The 17,225-nt window shown below is 41.8% G+C and carries 17 protein-coding genes; 8 read left to right on the forward strand and 9 right to left on the reverse strand.

Going from position 1 to position 17,225, the window contains the following annotated elements:
* Nucleotides 1-252: 252 nt before the first annotated feature.
* On the forward strand, nucleotides 253-1,986 hold the full coding sequence (dauA, locus tag ABWP91_RS02440; protein WP_353241855.1) for a C4-dicarboxylic acid transporter DauA: 1,734 nt from the start codon (nucleotides 253-255) through the stop codon (nucleotides 1,984-1,986).
* Nucleotides 1,987-2,045: 59 nt separating this feature from the next.
* Here dauA and ABWP91_RS02445 read toward each other — a convergent pair whose 3' ends face one another.
* From ABWP91_RS02445 to hemA, 7 genes are read right to left on the reverse strand one after another with little or no spacing between them, the layout of a single operon-like run.
* Nucleotides 2,046-2,783 carry a tetratricopeptide repeat protein gene (locus tag ABWP91_RS02445; protein ID WP_353241856.1) on the reverse strand — a complete coding sequence of 246 codons (738 nt, stop codon included), beginning with the start codon at nucleotides 2,781-2,783 and terminating at the stop codon, nucleotides 2,046-2,048.
* Between the two features lie 8 nt (nucleotides 2,784-2,791).
* Nucleotides 2,792-3,706: a tRNA modification radical SAM protein MnmL/YtqA gene (gene mnmL / locus ABWP91_RS02450; protein WP_353241857.1), complete on the reverse strand. Its 915-nt coding sequence runs from the start codon at nucleotides 3,704-3,706 to the stop codon at nucleotides 2,792-2,794.
* An 11-nt stretch (nucleotides 3,707-3,717) separates the two neighbouring features.
* On the reverse strand, nucleotides 3,718-4,572 hold the full coding sequence (gene kdsA, locus ABWP91_RS02455) for a 3-deoxy-8-phosphooctulonate synthase (protein WP_219248439.1): 855 nt from the start codon (nucleotides 4,570-4,572) through the stop codon (nucleotides 3,718-3,720).
* Nucleotides 4,573-4,617: 45 nt separating this feature from the next.
* The gene (sirB1, locus tag ABWP91_RS02460; protein WP_353241858.1) at nucleotides 4,618-5,427 is read right to left on the reverse strand and encodes an invasion regulator SirB1; all 810 of its coding nucleotides are present in this window, start codon (nucleotides 5,425-5,427) and stop codon (nucleotides 4,618-4,620) included.
* Between the two features lie 23 nt (nucleotides 5,428-5,450).
* Nucleotides 5,451-6,284 carry a peptide chain release factor N(5)-glutamine methyltransferase gene (gene prmC / locus ABWP91_RS02465; protein WP_353241859.1) on the reverse strand — a complete coding sequence of 278 codons (834 nt, stop codon included), beginning with the start codon at nucleotides 6,282-6,284 and terminating at the stop codon, nucleotides 5,451-5,453.
* Complete coding sequence (gene prfA / locus ABWP91_RS02470) at nucleotides 6,284-7,366, reverse strand: peptide chain release factor 1 (protein ID WP_219248445.1); 1,083 nt, start codon at nucleotides 7,364-7,366, stop codon at nucleotides 6,284-6,286. The genes prmC and prfA overlap by 1 nt, the downstream gene beginning before the upstream one ends.
* 31 nt (nucleotides 7,367-7,397) lie before the next feature.
* A complete protein-coding gene (gene hemA, locus ABWP91_RS02475; RefSeq protein WP_353241860.1) occupies nucleotides 7,398-8,660 on the reverse strand; it encodes a glutamyl-tRNA reductase in 1,263 nt (420 codons plus the stop codon).
* Nucleotides 8,661-9,156: 496 nt separating this feature from the next.
* Here hemA and lolB point away from each other — a divergent pair, with 496 nt between their 5' ends.
* The 3 genes from lolB (at nucleotide 9,157) to prs (ending at nucleotide 11,701) form a co-directional block, all read left to right on the forward strand.
* Nucleotides 9,157-9,813, forward strand: coding sequence for a lipoprotein insertase outer membrane protein LolB (gene lolB / locus ABWP91_RS02480; RefSeq protein WP_353241861.1), 657 nt, complete (start codon nucleotides 9,157-9,159; stop codon nucleotides 9,811-9,813).
* Nucleotides 9,810-10,685 carry a 4-(cytidine 5'-diphospho)-2-C-methyl-D-erythritol kinase gene (gene ispE, locus ABWP91_RS02485; protein WP_353241862.1) on the forward strand — a complete coding sequence of 292 codons (876 nt, stop codon included), beginning with the start codon at nucleotides 9,810-9,812 and terminating at the stop codon, nucleotides 10,683-10,685. Before lolB ends, ispE begins: the two co-directional genes overlap by 4 nt.
* A 68-nt stretch (nucleotides 10,686-10,753) precedes the next feature.
* Nucleotides 10,754-11,701 carry a ribose-phosphate diphosphokinase gene (gene prs / locus ABWP91_RS02490; protein WP_219248451.1) on the forward strand — a complete coding sequence of 316 codons (948 nt, stop codon included), beginning with the start codon at nucleotides 10,754-10,756 and terminating at the stop codon, nucleotides 11,699-11,701.
* Nucleotides 11,702-12,018: 317 nt separating this feature from the next.
* Here prs and ychH read toward each other — a convergent pair whose 3' ends face one another.
* On the reverse strand, nucleotides 12,019-12,285 hold the full coding sequence (gene ychH / locus ABWP91_RS02495) for a stress-induced protein YchH (protein WP_353241863.1): 267 nt from the start codon (nucleotides 12,283-12,285) through the stop codon (nucleotides 12,019-12,021).
* Between the two features lie 299 nt (nucleotides 12,286-12,584).
* On the opposite strand from ychH, the gene pth reads away from it, so the two are divergent.
* Both pth and ychF read left to right on the forward strand, forming a co-directional pair.
* Nucleotides 12,585-13,175 (forward strand): aminoacyl-tRNA hydrolase, encoded by a 591-nt coding sequence (pth, locus tag ABWP91_RS02500; protein WP_353241864.1) that lies wholly within the window; start codon nucleotides 12,585-12,587, stop codon nucleotides 13,173-13,175.
* Between the two features lie 103 nt (nucleotides 13,176-13,278).
* Nucleotides 13,279-14,370, forward strand: a complete 1,092-nt coding sequence (gene ychF / locus ABWP91_RS02505) for a redox-regulated ATPase YchF (protein ID WP_219248458.1) — start codon at nucleotides 13,279-13,281, stop codon at nucleotides 14,368-14,370.
* 491 nt (nucleotides 14,371-14,861) lie between these two features.
* On the opposite strand, the gene ABWP91_RS02510 is transcribed toward ychF, so the two are convergent.
* On the reverse strand, nucleotides 14,862-15,149 hold the full coding sequence (locus tag ABWP91_RS02510) for a hypothetical protein (RefSeq protein WP_353241865.1): 288 nt from the start codon (nucleotides 15,147-15,149) through the stop codon (nucleotides 14,862-14,864).
* On the opposite strand from ABWP91_RS02510, the gene ABWP91_RS02515 reads away from it, so the two are divergent.
* Together ABWP91_RS02515 and tssB are read left to right on the forward strand one after the other, a co-directional pair.
* The gene (locus ABWP91_RS02515) at nucleotides 15,144-15,911 is read left to right on the forward strand and encodes a lipase family alpha/beta hydrolase (protein WP_353241866.1); all 768 of its coding nucleotides are present in this window, start codon (nucleotides 15,144-15,146) and stop codon (nucleotides 15,909-15,911) included. The genes ABWP91_RS02510 and ABWP91_RS02515 overlap by 6 nt on opposite strands.
* A 798-nt stretch (nucleotides 15,912-16,709) precedes the next feature.
* A complete protein-coding gene (gene tssB, locus ABWP91_RS02520; protein ID WP_219248501.1) occupies nucleotides 16,710-17,207 on the forward strand; it encodes a type VI secretion system contractile sheath small subunit in 498 nt (165 codons plus the stop codon).
* Nucleotides 17,208-17,225: the final 18 nt, after the last annotated feature.

Raw genomic sequence — 17,225 nt, forward strand, 5'->3', positions numbered from 1 at the left:
ATTTAGTATTAAAATAAATAATAAATCGCGTTAATTTATTATTTACCAAACAGATTCCAGAGCAGCTTTAATATATATAAATTTATATTGATTTTATTTACCTCGTAAATTAGATGGCTTTTACTTTTGTTACTGAAAACGTTATGATAATTAGCGTTTCATTGATACATAACAGATTTTTTGAGCTTAGCTAAGCGTATCCTTATAGGTACATTTTCGTTTATTTTTCACCCTGTTATTTGGTAGGGTATAATGAGTACAAAAAATATTAATAGGTTGCGCCCTTTTAGCGCATTAATCGATTCATGTTGGAAAGAAAAATATACCGCAGCACGGTTTATAAAAGACCTAATTGCGGGTATAACCGTTGGGATTATCGCCATTCCATTAGCCATGGCCTTAGCGATCGCCAGTGGCGTTCCCCCTCAATATGGCCTCTATACCGCAGCGATTGCGGGTATTATTATCGCTATTACGGGTGGTTCGCGTTATAGCGTTTCAGGGCCTACCGCTGCGTTTGTGGTTATTTTATACCCTGTATCGCAACAGTTTGGCCTCAGTGGCTTATTAGTTGCCACGCTGATGTCGGGTGTTATTTTACTGGCGATGGGTTTTGCCCGCTTTGGTAAATTTATTGAATATATTCCCGTATCAGTGACTTTGGGCTTTACTTCAGGTATTGCCATCACTATTGCCACCATGCAAATCAAGGATTTCTTTGGCTTGCAGATGGAACACGTTCCTGAGAACTATGTTGATAAACTGATTGCCATTGGTAATACGTTCCCAACGTTTCAATACAGTGACACACTGATTGGTTTATCCACACTGCTTGTCTTAATTTTTTGGCCTAAGTTAAAGTTAAAATTCCCGGGTCACTTGCCTGCGCTTGTCGTCGGCACATTTGTCATGTGGGTGCTTTCATTATTTGGGATGGAAGTCGCCACGATTGGTTCTGAATTCAGTTATTTTCTACCTGATGGCACTGAAGGGAGTGGTATCCCCCCTATTTTGCCGCAATTTATTTTACCGTGGGAACTTCCTGGTAGTGCGCCAATTAGTTGGGCAATGATCACCGCGCTAATGCCTGCGGCATTTTCGATGGCCGTATTGGGCGCGATAGAGTCGCTACTGTGTGCCGTTGTACTTGATAATATGACAGGTAAAAAGCACCATTCAAATAGTGAGCTGATTGGCCAAGGCGTTGGTAATATTGCAGCACCATTTTTTGGTGGGATCACCGCAACGGCAGCAATTGCCCGCTCCGCAGCAAACGTCCGTGCGGGAGCCACATCCCCTATTTCTGCCATTATTCACTCAATTTTAGTGTTGCTGACCTTACTGGTGCTGGCACCAATGCTCTCTTACTTACCACTAGCGGCAATGTCAGCATTATTGTTGATTGTTGCGTGGAATATGAGTGCTGCTGGGAAAGTGGTTTATCTTATCAAACGTGCACCTAAAGATGACATTATCGTTCTTCTGTTATGTATGTCTTTAACTGTTCTATTCGATATGGTCATTGCCATTACTGTGGGTATCGTGTTGGCATCACTGCTATTTATGCGCCGTATTGCGAATATGACACGTTCAACACAACTTGCTGAAACGGATGAAGAAAATAGCCGATTAGTCGTGCGTATTAATGGCCCACTATTTTTCGCCGCCGCAGAACGTATTTTCGATGAGTTGCGCGTAAAAAGTGCAGGATATGAAACCATCATCATGCAATGGGATGCAGTACCCGTGCTGGATGCTGGGGGATTAGAAGCCTTTGAAAAATTCATTGATGCCGTGCGTAAAGACACCCATGTGATGGTTTGTGATATTCCATTCCAACCACTAAAAACCTTGGCTCGCGCTAAAGTAGCCCCCATAGATGGCGTATTGAGCTTCCATAACTCCATGGATAACGCATTAGAAGCGGTTAAAACCATTGAACAAAATAAGCAATCAAACGTTAGTCATGATGCTGAGATAGCATAATTGAATGTCCGCCTCGCCACCACAAAGCAATGTGGTGGCGAGTTACCCTTTATTTTTCTTTATTGTTCGCCCAAACAGAACATTTCATTACCTTCTTTTTTTCCTTTATCGCAGGCCAGAGCCCTTAATTTCTTTGCTTTTTGTTGATCAAGGGTCACGGCACCTGTGTTATCTTCAGCAAACTTAAAAGCCGCCATCCATTCTGCGTACCCTGCATATGTCATTGCATCGGCTTTATCAAACCATTGCTGTGCTTTTTGCTCATCCATGGGAACACCTTTTCCGTCAAGATAAATGATCCCAAGCATCAATGGAGCGGCAAAATAGTCTTGGTTATTAAGCTCAACCACCTCTTCCAGCAATTTAATGGATTGAAGGTAATCTGTATTACCAGCAATTGGGTTAATCAATGATTCCGCTAAACTGATTTTGCCTTTTACACTGCCTTGTTCAACGGCTTTTGTTGCAAATTCCCTTGCATTAACAAACTCTTGCTTAAAATAGCTATCACTTAGCAAACTAATTTCCGCTAATAAGGCATATCCTTCTGGATTGCCATTTTTAGCCGCTGCATTTGCCCATAAACGCGCACTGTTTAAGTTTTGTATTACACCCAAACCTGAGTAATACATTTGCGCTAATTGATATTGAGCCGAAGCGTCGTTATTCACTGCTTTTTCTTTTGTCTGCGAAAAAAGCCGTTTGTCTTCAGGGGTAAGGTCTAGCTGTGCAATAGTTTGAAAAGAAAGGATAAATAAGGAGATAGTTATAAGCGTTTTTTTAAGGGTAAGTTTCATGAATGCTCTCAATTAAGCGGCGATAATGCGGAACCTTGCCCGCCATGTTGTAAAAAATATTGGTATAAATTATTCATGCCAACCCAATGGTTTTCACACCACTGCGGTGCGAGTAAAGTCGGTTTTCTGGCACTGGCACTAATACGATGATAAACAATGTCTTTCGGTGTATAACGTACCATTTCCCCCGCAATAGCAGTGTACTCGTCTAACGATAATGTTGATAAACGCCCTGCTCGCCAGCTTTTTGCCATCACACTACCTTCAACTATATGCAAAGGATGTAGCTTGATACCATCTGTACCACATTCAAGCACCTTCTCTAAGGTTTGCATATTCATCTGAGCATTCTCACCGGGTAGGCCGCAGATTAAATGCGTACACACCTTTAAGCCAAGTTGACGCGCCTTTTGTGTTGTTTGTTGGTAGGCATCAAACCCATGACCGCGGTTAATCCGATGCAATGTTTTATCATGAGCACTTTGTAACCCAAGCTCGAGCCAAATTTCATAACCTTGTTGTTTATACTCACTTAATAGCGATAAAACGGACTCAGGCACACAATCAGGGCGTGTACCTACGCACAAGCCAATGATATCGGCTTGTTGCAATGCTTCTTCATACAACTGTTTGAGTAAATGCACTTCTGCATAGGTGCTGGTATAGGCTTGAAAATAAGCAAGATAGCGTTTAGCGCGGGAAATACGGGTGATTTGGTCTGATATTTGTTCACTAATGCTTTGGCTAGACTGACTCTCATCGGAAAAAGAGGCCACATTACAGAAGGTACAGCCCCCTCGACCAAGGGTGCCATCGCGGTTTGGGCAACTAAAGCCCCCGTGTAAGGTAATTTTATAAATTTTCTCGCCATATCGGCGCTGGAGGTCAGCGCCGAACATGGAAACGACTTCAGTGAGTTGCATTTACACCAAACTTAACGGCTAGTGTCTAACTCAGGGAACCCTTTCACCACATCATCAATAGCTTTCATTTGCTTGAGGAATGGTTCCAGTTTATCTAAAGGTAATGCTGATGGGCCATCACAACGTGCATTATCTGGGTCTGGATGTGCTTCAAGGAATAACCCTGCAATGCCTACTGCCATACCTGCTCTCGCTAATTCAGCAACTTGAGCGCGGCGACCACCTGATGCTGCACCGAATGGGTCACGACATTGTAATGCGTGGGTCACGTCAAAAATCACTGGGCAGCCTTTAGATGATTGCACCATGACATTAAACCCAAGCATATCAACAACTAAATTATCATAACCAAAGTTTGCACCGCGGTCACACAGAATAATTTTGTCATTACCGCCTTCGATAAACTTCTCAACAATATTTCCCATTTGGCCTGGGCTAATAAACTGTGGTTTTTTGATGTTAATGACAGCATCCGTTTTTGCCATCGCAGCAACAAGATCAGTCTGGCGTGCTAAAAATGCAGGTAATTGAATGACATCAACCACTTCAGCAACGGGTGCGGCTTGTGAAGGCTCATGCACATCGGTGATAATTTTTACACCAAAGGTTTGTTTCAGCTCTTGAAAAATTTTCATCCCTTCTTCAAGGCCTGGACCACGGTAAGAGTGGATAGATGAGCGATTCGCTTTATCAAATGACGCTTTAAACACATAAGGAATGCCCAATTTTTGTGTCACAGTGACATAGTGCTCACACACTTTCATTGCCATATCACGAGATTCAAGAACGTTCATTCCACCAAACAACACAAACGGCAAGTTGTTCGCGACATTGATATCACCAATATTGACTACTTTCTGTTGCATACTCTTACCTTTAAGATTAAGACAGGCTGCCTGTCATTGCGTTAATTAATGTAATACGATTGGATGGTTATCCAATGAATAAATTTGAATTTTGATCATTTCAGATACGGGGTCTTCTGGGCAGTGTTCAATAAAATAATTGAGGTCACTTAATGCCACATGATTGCAATCTAAATGCGCCAGTATCAGCCCGCGGTCACGAATCTCATAAGGGTCTTCAGGGTCTAGCGTAAGTAGCGTTTCGCAAACCTTTAACGCCATCTCCATTTTTTTCTCTTCCATCAAAGCCGCTTTTAACGTATCAAAAATTTTGCGAATAACGATACTATTCTCAGCAACATCGAGTTGGTCTTGGAAAAATTCAGAAAAAGGATCCACCGTGCCTTTTAGCCACATATTCAATGTATGTAGCGATAGCGACTCACCGTTAGCTGGATTAATAAACCACGGTTTTCCATCGCTTTTTTCAGTGATAATTAATAACTGAGTAGGGAAAATGGCAGGCCGAATATCAATATCTAAATGCTGAGCGATATACAACAAAATGGCGCCGAGAGTGACAGGCGTACCTTGTTTGGAGGTTAATACTTTATCAAGCCAAAGCATATCGGATAACGCATAGACACCCTGTGCAGGGCCAAATGACCATTGTTGATAAAACAATGAAATCAATTGTGCCACTTTAGTTTCATTATCCGCATGTAAATCGATGGTCGATTTTGCAGATACAACAAGGCTATCTAATTGAGCTTGGACCTTCATCAACGGGAAATCATGACGGATACATTGAGAAACGGTCATAATCCCTTCACTTAAGGGGAGCTGATTAAATTCAATATTCACTATGGTCTTCATTACATTCCCACTACTGTGCCCACTTAACCATTCCATTGACCGAGTGAAACTCTTTCTTGCCCACCATAATCGAGACACGTCTCAATTTGGGTGTACCCATGTTTTGCAAATAAATCACGCACAGCAGGACCTTGAGTCCAACCATGCTCAAGAAGCAACCAACCTTGATTTTTAAGATAGTTTTTTGATTTATCAATGATATATGCTAAATCAGCCAATCCTTCATTTTTTGCAATTAATGCGGTTGCTGGCTCAAATCGTACATCACCTTCACTTAAGTGGTTATCATTTTCATCAATATAAGGTGGATTACTCATAATCATATCAAATTGTTGAAATGATAGGGAAGCAAACCAATCACTTTGCATAAATTGGGCATTAGCAATATTCAAACGTTGTTGATTTCGTTGCGCTAATTTCACTGCTTCAGGATTGAAATCAATGCCAATAACGTGGCTGTTGGGCAACTCGGAGGCTAATGCCAAAGCAATCGCACCCGTCCCTGTGCCTAAATCCAATAAATGACAAGGTTGATTTGTTAAACGTTTTAATGCTTGTTCGACCAAACATTCTGTGTCTGGCCTTGGAATTAATGTGGCAGGTGAAACATAAAGTGGTAACGACCAAAACTCGCGCTCGCCGATAATATAGGCAATTGGCTCACCTTTCTCTCGGCGTTGTAATAGCTGTTCAGCTTGCTGCTGTTCTAACGCGCTAAGTTCAGTCTCACTAAAAGCAAAAAGGTAGGTACGGCTGCGACCCGTGGCATACTCAAGCAGGATTTCTGCATCCCGCTTTGCGCTATCGCTTGCAGACAGCCTGTTGACTGCCTGCTTTAGCCATTCGCTATACTGCATTATTCCTGCTCAGAAAGTGCAGAAAGTTGGTCTGCTTGGTATTCGTTAATGATAGGTTGGATTAAAGCATCCAATTTACCTTCCATCACTTCATCCAGACGGTATAACGTCAAGTTAATACGGTGATCGGTAACGCGACCTTGCGGGAAGTTATAGGTACGAATACGGTCTGAACGATCCCCTGAACCCAGCAAGTTACGACGCTCTGACGCTTCAGCCGCATGGCGCTTGTCCATTTCGGCTTGGCGAATACGCGCACCCAACACTGACATCGCTTTCGCTTTGTTTTTATGTTGTGAACGCTCGTCCTGGCACTCCACGACAATCCCAGTAGGAAGGTGAGTAATACGGATTGCCGAGTCGGTGGTGTTAACGTGCTGACCACCCGCACCTGATGAACGGAAAGTATCAATACGCAAATCCGCAGGGCTGATTTCAGGTAACTCAGCTTCTGGCAATTCAGGCAAAATCGCGATAGTACACGCAGAGGTATGAATACGGCCTTGAGATTCAGTCTCAGGAACACGCTGCACACGGTGCCCACCAGATTCAAACTTTAAGCGCCCATAGACGCTATCACCGGATATTTTCGCGATAACTTCTTTATAGCCGCCATGCTCACCATCACTGGTACTCATTAACTCAACACGCCAGCGGTTATTTTCTGCGTAACGGCTGTACATACGGAATAAGTCACCAGCAAAAATCGCTGCTTCATCCCCACCTGCGCCTGCGCGAATTTCCACGAAACAGTTATATTCGTCATCAGGGTCTTTTGGAAGTAACAACAATTGTAATTGTTGTTCGAGCTCTTCATTGCGCGCTTTGGCTTCTTTTAGCTCTTCTTGAGCCATTTCTTTCATTTCAGGATCGTCTAACAACATTTCTGCGGTTTCGATATCATCCTGAACAGTGCGCCATGCACTAAAGCATTTAGCCACATCCGATAATTGAGCATATTCTTTTGATAAAGCACGAAAACGGTCTTGATCGGCAATCACACCTGCATCTGCAAGGTGCGCTTCGATTTCTTCGTAGCGTTCTTGTAATGCTTCTAGTTTTGCGACAATAGAAGGCTTCATTCGTTATATAAGACCTATGATTAAAAAGTGGTTATTGATGGTCCAGCCCTAAGCTGTCCCTAAGTAGATTTAGACGCTCAACATCGCCATTTCCCGCTGCTTGTTGCAGCGATTTGGTCGGAGCGTGAATAAGGCGGTTGGTAAGTTGCTGCGATAACTGCATAATCACTTGCTCAGGGTCAGCGCCTTGCCGAACAGCCGCTAAAGCTTTTTCGGCCATATTAGCTCGGATTGCCTCAGCTTGCTCTCGGTAATCGCGAATTGTAGACACTGCGGCTTGTGAACGCAACCAATCCATAAAATGGCTGCTTTCTTGTTCAACAATAAACTCCGCTTCAACCGCTGCTGCTTTACGTTGCGCTAAATTTTGCGCAATGATGGACTCAAGGTCATCAACAGTATACAGGTACACATCGCGAAGTTTTTCAACATCTTGTTCGATATCGCGCGGTACAGCAATATCGATTAATAACATGGGCTTACTGCGGCGAATTTTCATTGCACGCTCAACCATGCCTTTACCAATAATTGGCAGCGGGCTGGCTGTCGAACTGATCACAATGTCAGCCTCTGCCAAGCGGCTATCAATATCCGCTAATGAAATCACTTGTGCGTTAACTTCATTGGCGAGCAGCTCCGCACGCTCACGTGTTCGGTTGGCTATCATCATCTTTTGCACACCATGCTCACGCAAATGGCGAGCCACGAGCTCGATAGTTTCCCCTGCTCCGACTAACAAAATATTCAAATGTTTGAGTGATTCAAAGATTTGACGAGCCAGAGTACAAGCTGCAAACGCAACAGACACTGCATTCGCACCAATATCCGTTTCGGTTCGCACACGTTTTGCGACAGAAAATGATTTTTGAAAAAGGCGTTCTAGTTCACTGGATAACGAATGGCTATCTTGTGAAAGTGCAAACGCTTTTTTCACTTGGCCTAAAATTTGCGGCTCACCTAATACCAAGGAATCCAAGCCACTTGCCACTCGCATTAAGTGGCTAACGGCGTGGTCATCTTGGTGCCAATACAGGCTAGGTTGTAAATCTTTGGGTGTAATTCCGTGAAAATCGCACAACCATTTAATCAGCTGTTCTTGCGCTTTGTCTTGCGACTCAAGGCTCAAATACAGCTCGGTTCTATTACATGTAGACAGCACAACGCCGCCATTCACTTGAGGTTGTTTAAGAAGGTCCTCAAGTGCATGGTCGATTTTTTCAGGACCAAAAGTCACCCGCTCACGCAGGGCGACTGGTGCTGTTTTATGATTGATGCCTAAGGCTAATAAGGTCATTGCGCTTTACGACTTGCTCACATTGCTTACATTGCTAATTATTTTTTCAGTAACGTTATACTCATTAATGAATAGAACATTACTGTTATTTATATTCGTCTATTGTAGATGATCCTCGCGACGCTTTCTACGCTTCACAAGGTTCTATCATTCAGAAAGATGACCCACCCCAAAAAATAAACGAAAAAAACATGTTTTAACGATTATTTTTCATGGTTGAAACCATCGCCTTACTGATTTTTATTGTGAGTAAATTATTAATCACAACGCTAACGACTACAATAACATGTATAAAGAATGCAATTATTTCGCACAGAAAGCAAATGGTGATGCCCTATTGCTTTAATCAACTTTAAGGTAAATAACCCTATTCTGATTGATTCGATCACCAGATTAGCGCACAATTTTAATTATCTATGCGCTACCTTATGTATAACCTAGCGTAATTCGCTTTAATTTATGCTGTTATCTGTGCCCTAAAACGTTGAGATTGACTATGCAATTAACCCAAGTTTTGTCGCTTACTTACCCTGTTAAAGGCTTTTTCCGCCTCTTGCCTCTCTCTTGCCTTCTATTAACCGCTTGTGTCACTACATCACAAAATACCACGAAAGGCACAGGGTCAGCGTCTGATGCACAATGGAAAGCCCACCAGCAGGAATTAAACCAACTGCGTGATTATCAAACTCGCGGGTCATTCGTTTATAATGGCGGTGAAACCAAAACCTACGCAAAATTTTTCTGGCAACAATATACACCAGAAAAATACCGTTTATTGCTGACGAATCCGCTGGGAAGCCGTGAATTAGAGCTTACCGTTGAGCCTGATTTGGCGCGTTTAACCACCAAAGATGGGCAAACTCACATGAGCGATATCCCTAGCGAGTTAATCTATCAACTGACTGGCATGGAAATTCCGCTGGATGATTTAACAGCTTGGTTAGTGGGGTCTCCGGGACGGGCGACGGATTTCACCTTAGATGAAAATCACTTATTGAAAAACGTGACGTTTGAACAAAACGGGGAAAAATGGGTGTTAAATTATATTTCTTACGACACCAAAACCTCGCCGATGCTGCCAAATTACCTTGAACTACGCCAAGGTGAACGTTTAATCAAACTAAAAATGGACAGCTGGACACTGAAAAAATGACATTAACTTGGCCTTCTCCTGCTAAATTAAATTTATTCTTATATATTACGGGCCAGCGCCCAGATGGCTATCATGAGCTACAAACACTGTTTCAATTTTTAGATTATGGCGATGAAATCACGATTACCACACGCCATGATGACCAACTGAATTTAGTGACTGAAATGGCAGGGGTTCCTCCCGAAAAGAACTTAATTTTGCGGGCAGCCACATTATTACAACGCTATTGCCGTGAAACGCTCAATTGGGCTTACCCCCTTGGTGCGGATATCGCGATTGATAAAATTCTCCCGATGGGTGGCGGAATTGGCGGTGGTTCATCGAATGCAGCAACCACATTGATTGCCCTCAATGAACACTGGGGTACACAAGTGTCCGATGCGGTTTTAGCAGAACTAGGCAAAACGCTCGGTGCTGATGTGCCCGTGTTTGTTCGTGGCCATGCAGCGTTCGCCGAAGGGATTGGTGAAATATTAACCAAAGCTTCCCCTAAAGAGAAATGGTATTTGGTCGCGCATCCCGGAATTGAAATATCAACCCCGACTATCTTCACAGATCCGCAATTAAATCGAAATTCTCCAAAACGCTCTCTAGCCGCATTATTACTGGCTCCGTACGCAAATGATTGCGAACCGATCGCAAGAAAACGTTTTCGTGAGGTTGAACAGCTTGTTTCTTGGCTGTTAGAATATGCTCCGTCTCGCCTAACAGGAACAGGCGCATGTGTTTTTTCTGAATTTGAAACACAAGCGGATGCCCTTAAGGTGTTAAATAAAGCCCCATCGTGGGTGCAAGGGTTCGTCGCTCAAGGCGTTAACGTATCCCCACTGCACAATTTCCGCGCTGGGATAACCCGTGTATTGCACCAATAAGTAATGAAACAACGCTCATTGCTATTGGTCAACAATATCTCTCTGGACGCAAGCCTGAGGTTTTTCTCGTGCCCGATATGAAGCTTTTTGCTGGTAACGCTACACCGGAACTAGCACAACGTGTTGCTAACCGCCTTTACACTAATCTTGGAGACGCGGCTGTTGGTCGTTTTAGCGACGGCGAAGTCAGTGTTCAAATTAATGAAAATGTTCGCGGTGGTGATATTTTTATCATCCAGTCAACTTGTGCACCAACTAATGACAACTTAATGGAACTGGTTGTTATGGTCGATGCCCTGCGCCGTGCATCTGCTGGTCGTATTACCGCTGTTATTCCTTACTTCGGTTATGCAAGACAGGATCGTCGCGTACGTTCTGCCCGTGTACCAATCACCGCTAAAGTTGTTGCCGATTTTCTGTCCAGTGTTGGCGTTGACCGTGTTCTCACCGTTGACCTTCACGCAGAGCAGATCCAGGGCTTCTTTGATGTTCCTGTTGATAATGTATTCGGTAGCCCAATTCTTCTGGAAGATATGCTTCAGAAAAACTTGGAAAACCCAATCGTTGTATCTCCAGACATCGGCGGCGTGGTACGTGCTAGAGCTATCGCAAAACTCCTGAATGACACCGACATGGCAATCATTGATAAACGTCGCCCTCGCGCAAACGTTTCTCAAGTCATGCACATTATTGGTGATGTTTCAGGTCGTGACTGCATCTTAGTTGACGATATGATTGATACCGGTGGTACGCTGTGTAAAGCGGCTGAAGCACTGAAAGAGCGTGGTGCTAAACGTGTGTTCGCATACGCAACTCACCCGATTTTCTCAGGCAATGCTGTAGACAACATCAAAAATTCAGTGATTGATGAAGTCATTGTTTGTGACACTATTCCACTGTCACCTGAAATCAAGGCGCTGCCTAACGTTCGCACCTTAACATTATCAGGCATGCTGGCTGAAGCTATTCGTCGCATTAGCAACGAAGAGTCAATCTCAGCAATGTTCGAGCACTAATTTCCCGTCGGGTTATTCATGTTCTTACAGTGATGGAATAAAATCACAGCCAAAAATTAAGCCCCTACAGTCATCTGTAGGGGCTTTATGTTTTTAGCGCGTATATACAATAGATACCTATTTCTATGGCTGTTTTTTATTCACTCAACCTCTACGCCATAAAAATAACCAACTTCTTTGTTGTGAATGCTTGAAAAAACAGACACAAAACCTATACAGCTAGGCGACCTTGACGTTAAAAACATCGACTATCACCCAGCTAACTATCACCTAACTATCACCCAAAATTATCGCTGACTTATTAATAAACTAAATAATTATGGGTAGCGGTGATTATCTTTACGACCGTAATGTTTTAATACCCAGTAACGGTCTGCAACTTTCTCACGTCCCCCGACTCTCGCACCAACTAGCCACACCATCGCACCCACGAAAATTCCGAAGAGTGAGCCGTTAGTAACAAGCTCTGATAGGCCAAAGTTGATCACATGGGAAAATAAGTTTACCCCAATGCTCCCAATCATCACGACCATTCCTAATCCCATGAGAACATTACCAATTAAATGAGCACTTTTCCGTTTCATATCTACCTCCAGTATCAGTGGACTGATAAGCAAGCATCTGTAAATTAATTCGGTGATTCTTTATATTTATGTAAGGATTATAGTGCATTAAGTAAAATTTTTTGCGATAGGCATCACAAGGTACGAAGTTGACCGTAATATCTACCCATAAAGTGCTTTTTATCAAAAAAACAGAAAAAACGAATAGTTTCTATCGCAATTATAATTGGCGTGATGTTTTTATCGGATTTTTGTACATCCTCCCCATCACAAGGTAAACTAGGCGATTAATTCCATAAACTGACAGTGAAATAGTCGCCGTGAGCAAAATTAAATTAATTGTTGGCCTTGCAAATCCGGGGGCTGAATATGCGCAAACCCGTCATAATGCAGGGGCATGGTATGTTGATTTGTTAGCTGAACGCCACAATCAACCCTTAAAAGAAGAACCGAAATTTTTCGGCTATACCGCACGCATTAACCTTGGTGGTAATGATATTCGCTTATTAGTACCGACCACCTTTATGAACCTCAGTGGGAAAGCCGTCGCGGCCATCGCAAATTTTTATCGTATTAACCTCGATGAAATTTTAGTTGCCCACGATGAGCTTGATATTCCACCGGGAGTGGCAAAAATGAAGCTTGGTGGCAGTAATGGCGGCCATAACGGGTTAAAAGACATTCAGAGCAAATTTGCCAATAACCCAAATTTTTACCGCTTACGCATTGGCATCGGTCATCCAGGCGATAAAAACAAAGTTGTCGGTTTCGTTTTAGGTAAGCCACCGATGTCTGAGCAAAAACTGATTGATGAGGCCATTGACGAAGCAGTAAGGTGCACTGACATTCTGTTATCTGATGGAATGGACAAAGCGATTAACCGTTTACATAGCTTTAAAGCGACTGCATAAGAGTTCATTTCATCAAAATCGACTTTTTGTGTATAATCAGCGCCAATTTCTAAACATTGGGTGCAGCACTCGCCTGCCCCTCGCTATTTAAGGTGAGAAACATATGGGTTTTAAATGCGGTATCGTTGGTCTGCCAAACGTGGGTAAATCCACATTATTTAATGCATTGACCAAAGCCGGCATCGAAGCAGCCAACTTCCCTTTCTGTACAATTGAACCAAACACGGGTGTTGTGCCAATGCCAGACCCACGTCTTGATCAATTAGCTGAAATCGTGAAGCCACAGCGTATTTTACCAACCACCATGGAATTCGTGGATATTGCAGGCTTGGTTAAAGGCGCATCAAAAGGTGAAGGTCTCGGTAACCAGTTCTTAACTAACATCCGTGAAACCGAAGCTATCGGCCACGTTGTACGTTGTTTTGAAGATGACAATATTATCCACGTTGCTGGCCAAGTTAACCCCGCTGAAGATATTGATGTTATCAATACTGAATTAGCCTTAGCTGACCTTGATACCTGTGAACGTGCTATTCACCGCGTACAAAAACGTGCTAAAGGTGGCGATAAAGACGCGAAAGCGGAATTAGAAGCGTTAGAAAAATGCCTGCCACATTTAGAGCAAGCAGGCATGCTGCGTACATTGGATTTAACCACTGAAGATAAAGCCGCAATCCGCTATTTAAGCTTTTTAACGTTAAAACCAACCATGTATATCGCGAACGTCAATGAAGATGGTTTTGAAAATAACCCATTCTTAGACAAAGTGTATGAAATTGCGCAAGCCGAAGGCTCTGTAGTTGTGCCAGTGTGTGCAGCTATCGAGTCTGACATCGCTGAGTTAGATGATGAAGAACGCGACGAATTTATGGCAGATTTAGGCATCGAAGAGCCAGGCTTAAACCGCGTTATTCGTGCTGGTTATGAGTTACTAAACCTGCAAACTTACTTCACCGCAGGTGTTAAAGAAGTTCGTGCATGGACAATCCCTGTCGGTGCAACTGCGCCACAAGCGGCTGGTAAAATCCATACTGACTTCGAAAAAGGTTTTATCCGTGCTCAAACCATCGCATTTGCGGATTTCATTCAGTACCGCGGTGAACAAGGTGCAAAAGAGGCAGGTAAAATGCGCGCAGAAGGAAAAGACTACATCGTTAAAGACGGTGATGTCCTGAACTTCTTGTTTAATGTGTAAGTCAATACTTTACTCCCATACTGTTTCATAAAGCATCATTTCATAATAAAACAGCATAAAATTCATAATATTAACTGGGTTTTATGCTGTTTTTTCCTCAAAGTATCCTGAAGATAATTATTGGCCCCCACACTAGATATACCTTGGCAGCATGGGTATTTAGTTATCTATCGTATTGGTATTTCCTCATATCGCACAAAAAAGCGACTCATGACGTACTCTACCTCAGATAAATCTCGTTCATCTCTCATTCATTAAATTTTTTCAATATTTAATTTGCTTTTAACCTTCTTAATCTGTTGGCGTAAGTCTAATTTTCATCACTATCACCAAAGTAACATTCAAAATATGACCTGCAATTAAAGGATAAATAATGAGTCAAGATGAAAAAAAGAGCATATTCAACACTGTTTTTGTGAGTTTGATGAGAAAAAACGAGTTGCTTGGGAGTGTACGACTGAACACAAGTCACTGAATGCCAAAGCTTACCTCTATGTCCCTGCCACCAAAGTGGTTCCTGTCATTTTTTTACCCGGTATTATGGGGTCTAACTTACGTAGTAAAAAGGATAAAAAATCAATCTGGAGAATTCGCAATAATAAATTTGGAATGGCAGTAGATGCGCTAGGTTGGCTTTTCACTTCAGGCAATAATCGAAAAAAGCTACTCGACCCAAAAGAAACAGAAACTGATCCACACAGAATGTCGATAACAATGATAAAGAGTCGACTTATTTTGCTAACTTTCGCCAACAACGTGGCTGGGAAAGCGTATTGCAATTTTCGTATGCAGAGCCTCTCGACAAATTACAAAAAGAATTGCTGATATGGGAAGATTATTATAACCAAGCGCGAAGTGATGGTATCGCCACTGTCGATGCAGCAACGGAGTATTTTAAAGGCACTGGCAAAGGTTCAGCGTCTATTTTTCAACATATTTTAGACAAGAAATTGTCACCTGATGATGAAAACCCGCTTTCGCTTCAAGAAGCGGCTAAATTTCGCAGCTTGCTGCTTCCGCTTCATGCTTTTGGTTATAACTGGCTGCAAGACAACGCACAGTCCGCACAAGAACTTGCCGATTATATCGATAACGTGTTGAAAATGTATAATTATGATACCAATGGGCGAGTCGGGCATGGACTGGCATTTGAAAAGGGGCATGAGAAAGTCATTCTGGTAACCCACTCAATGGGCGGGCTAGTGCTACGTTACGCCTCGGAATTATTAGCCACGCCATACAAAGATAAAATCCTCGGGATTGTACATGGTGTAATACCGGACTTGGGGTCACCCACTGCCTATAAAATGATGAAAATTGGTGAACATTCTATACCAATGGGGTTAGTGCTGGGTATGAGTGCTACGCGTTTGATGTCAGTATTAGCGCAATCCCCAGCGCCATTACAACTTTTACCATCAGCAAACTATAACCACGGAAAACCGTGGTTACGAATTGAAAAAAAGAGCACATTTTGTCAAACAGTAAGGTGGATAAGTTACAGCCTATCTGTTAGATGCGGTTTGAGTGTAAAAACATGACTCATCGCCCTGTTGGCTTGATGTTTTTCTCATTCAAGCCTATCACTCATTTTTGCTAATCAGCACATTCATTCATCTCTACCAGCCAACCGAGTTACTTATTCGCTTATCAAAGAAACTCACTGTATTTTTTCAAATTAACCCATTAAGTAAGTTTAAAATAGTCTTTATATATTTTTTTAGTATAGGTAGCTTATTCAACCAATCTAATATGTAACATAATTTATTATGTCAATAACTTTGGTCATTAGCTTTAAAATAACACCAATAGTGAGTAAATACTCTTTTATCTCTCGTTATTTTTTACACAAAAAATAAGTGAAATTATTTTTTGTTTAATTTTCACTCTAAAAAACAATATCAATTCTTATTATGTTTTTTCTTATTCGAAACACTTACCAATTTTCAATTAATAAGAGATATTTTCCAACGCATTCTCTTTTTACATAAATTATCCCACAAACACCCTTTATAAGAGTAAATTTATTAATCTATAATTCTAAAAATCATTTGAAATCTAATGTTACAAATTAATTAAAATATTTATTTGATAACTTTATTATATACCCAAAAAAAACTAACCATCTGTTAATTAACACTATTAATACTTTCATTTTAGCTATTCCTCTAAAAAAACCTTTTTTATCATTATCCAAATATTGATAAGAAAAGTTGATTTGTATTTTAAATCTCTATATAAGTACAAAAACGCACTAAGTTAAATTTACATTATTTAAACTCAACCATTTACCAATATTAAACAGATAATATACGTGAATCAGTAAAGGAATTTCTCTTATGTCAGACAGTTTTCAAAATGAAGTACCAAAAGCAAGGGTCAATATTAAATTAGATTTACACACGGGTGGAGCACAAAAGAAAGTTGAATTACCGCTAAAGTTATTAGCAGTTGGCGATTATAGCCACGGACAAGATACGCGCGCTTTATCTGAACGTGAAAAGGTAAATATCAATAAAAATAACTTCGATAGTGTATTGGCGGAACATAATCCAACCGTCAACCTCACGGTTAAAAATACACTTGCAGGGGATGGAACAGAAGAAAGTATCGCCCTCTCATTCAAAAATATGAAAGATTTTGAGCCTGAACAAGTGGCTCGCCAAATTCCTCAACTTCGCGCCATGTTGGCCATGCGTAACCTGTTACGTGACCTCAAATCCAATCTGCTCGATAACGTTACTTTCCGTCGTGAACTCGAAAACATCCTTAAAGACCCAACGTTAAGCGATGAATTACGCGAAGAACTGGCTCAACTGGCCCCGAAAAAAGACTAATTTGGATATAACACAGGA

This window comes from Providencia sp. (assembly GCF_040396775.1).
GTDB lineage: Bacteria > Pseudomonadota > Gammaproteobacteria > Enterobacterales > Enterobacteriaceae > Providencia.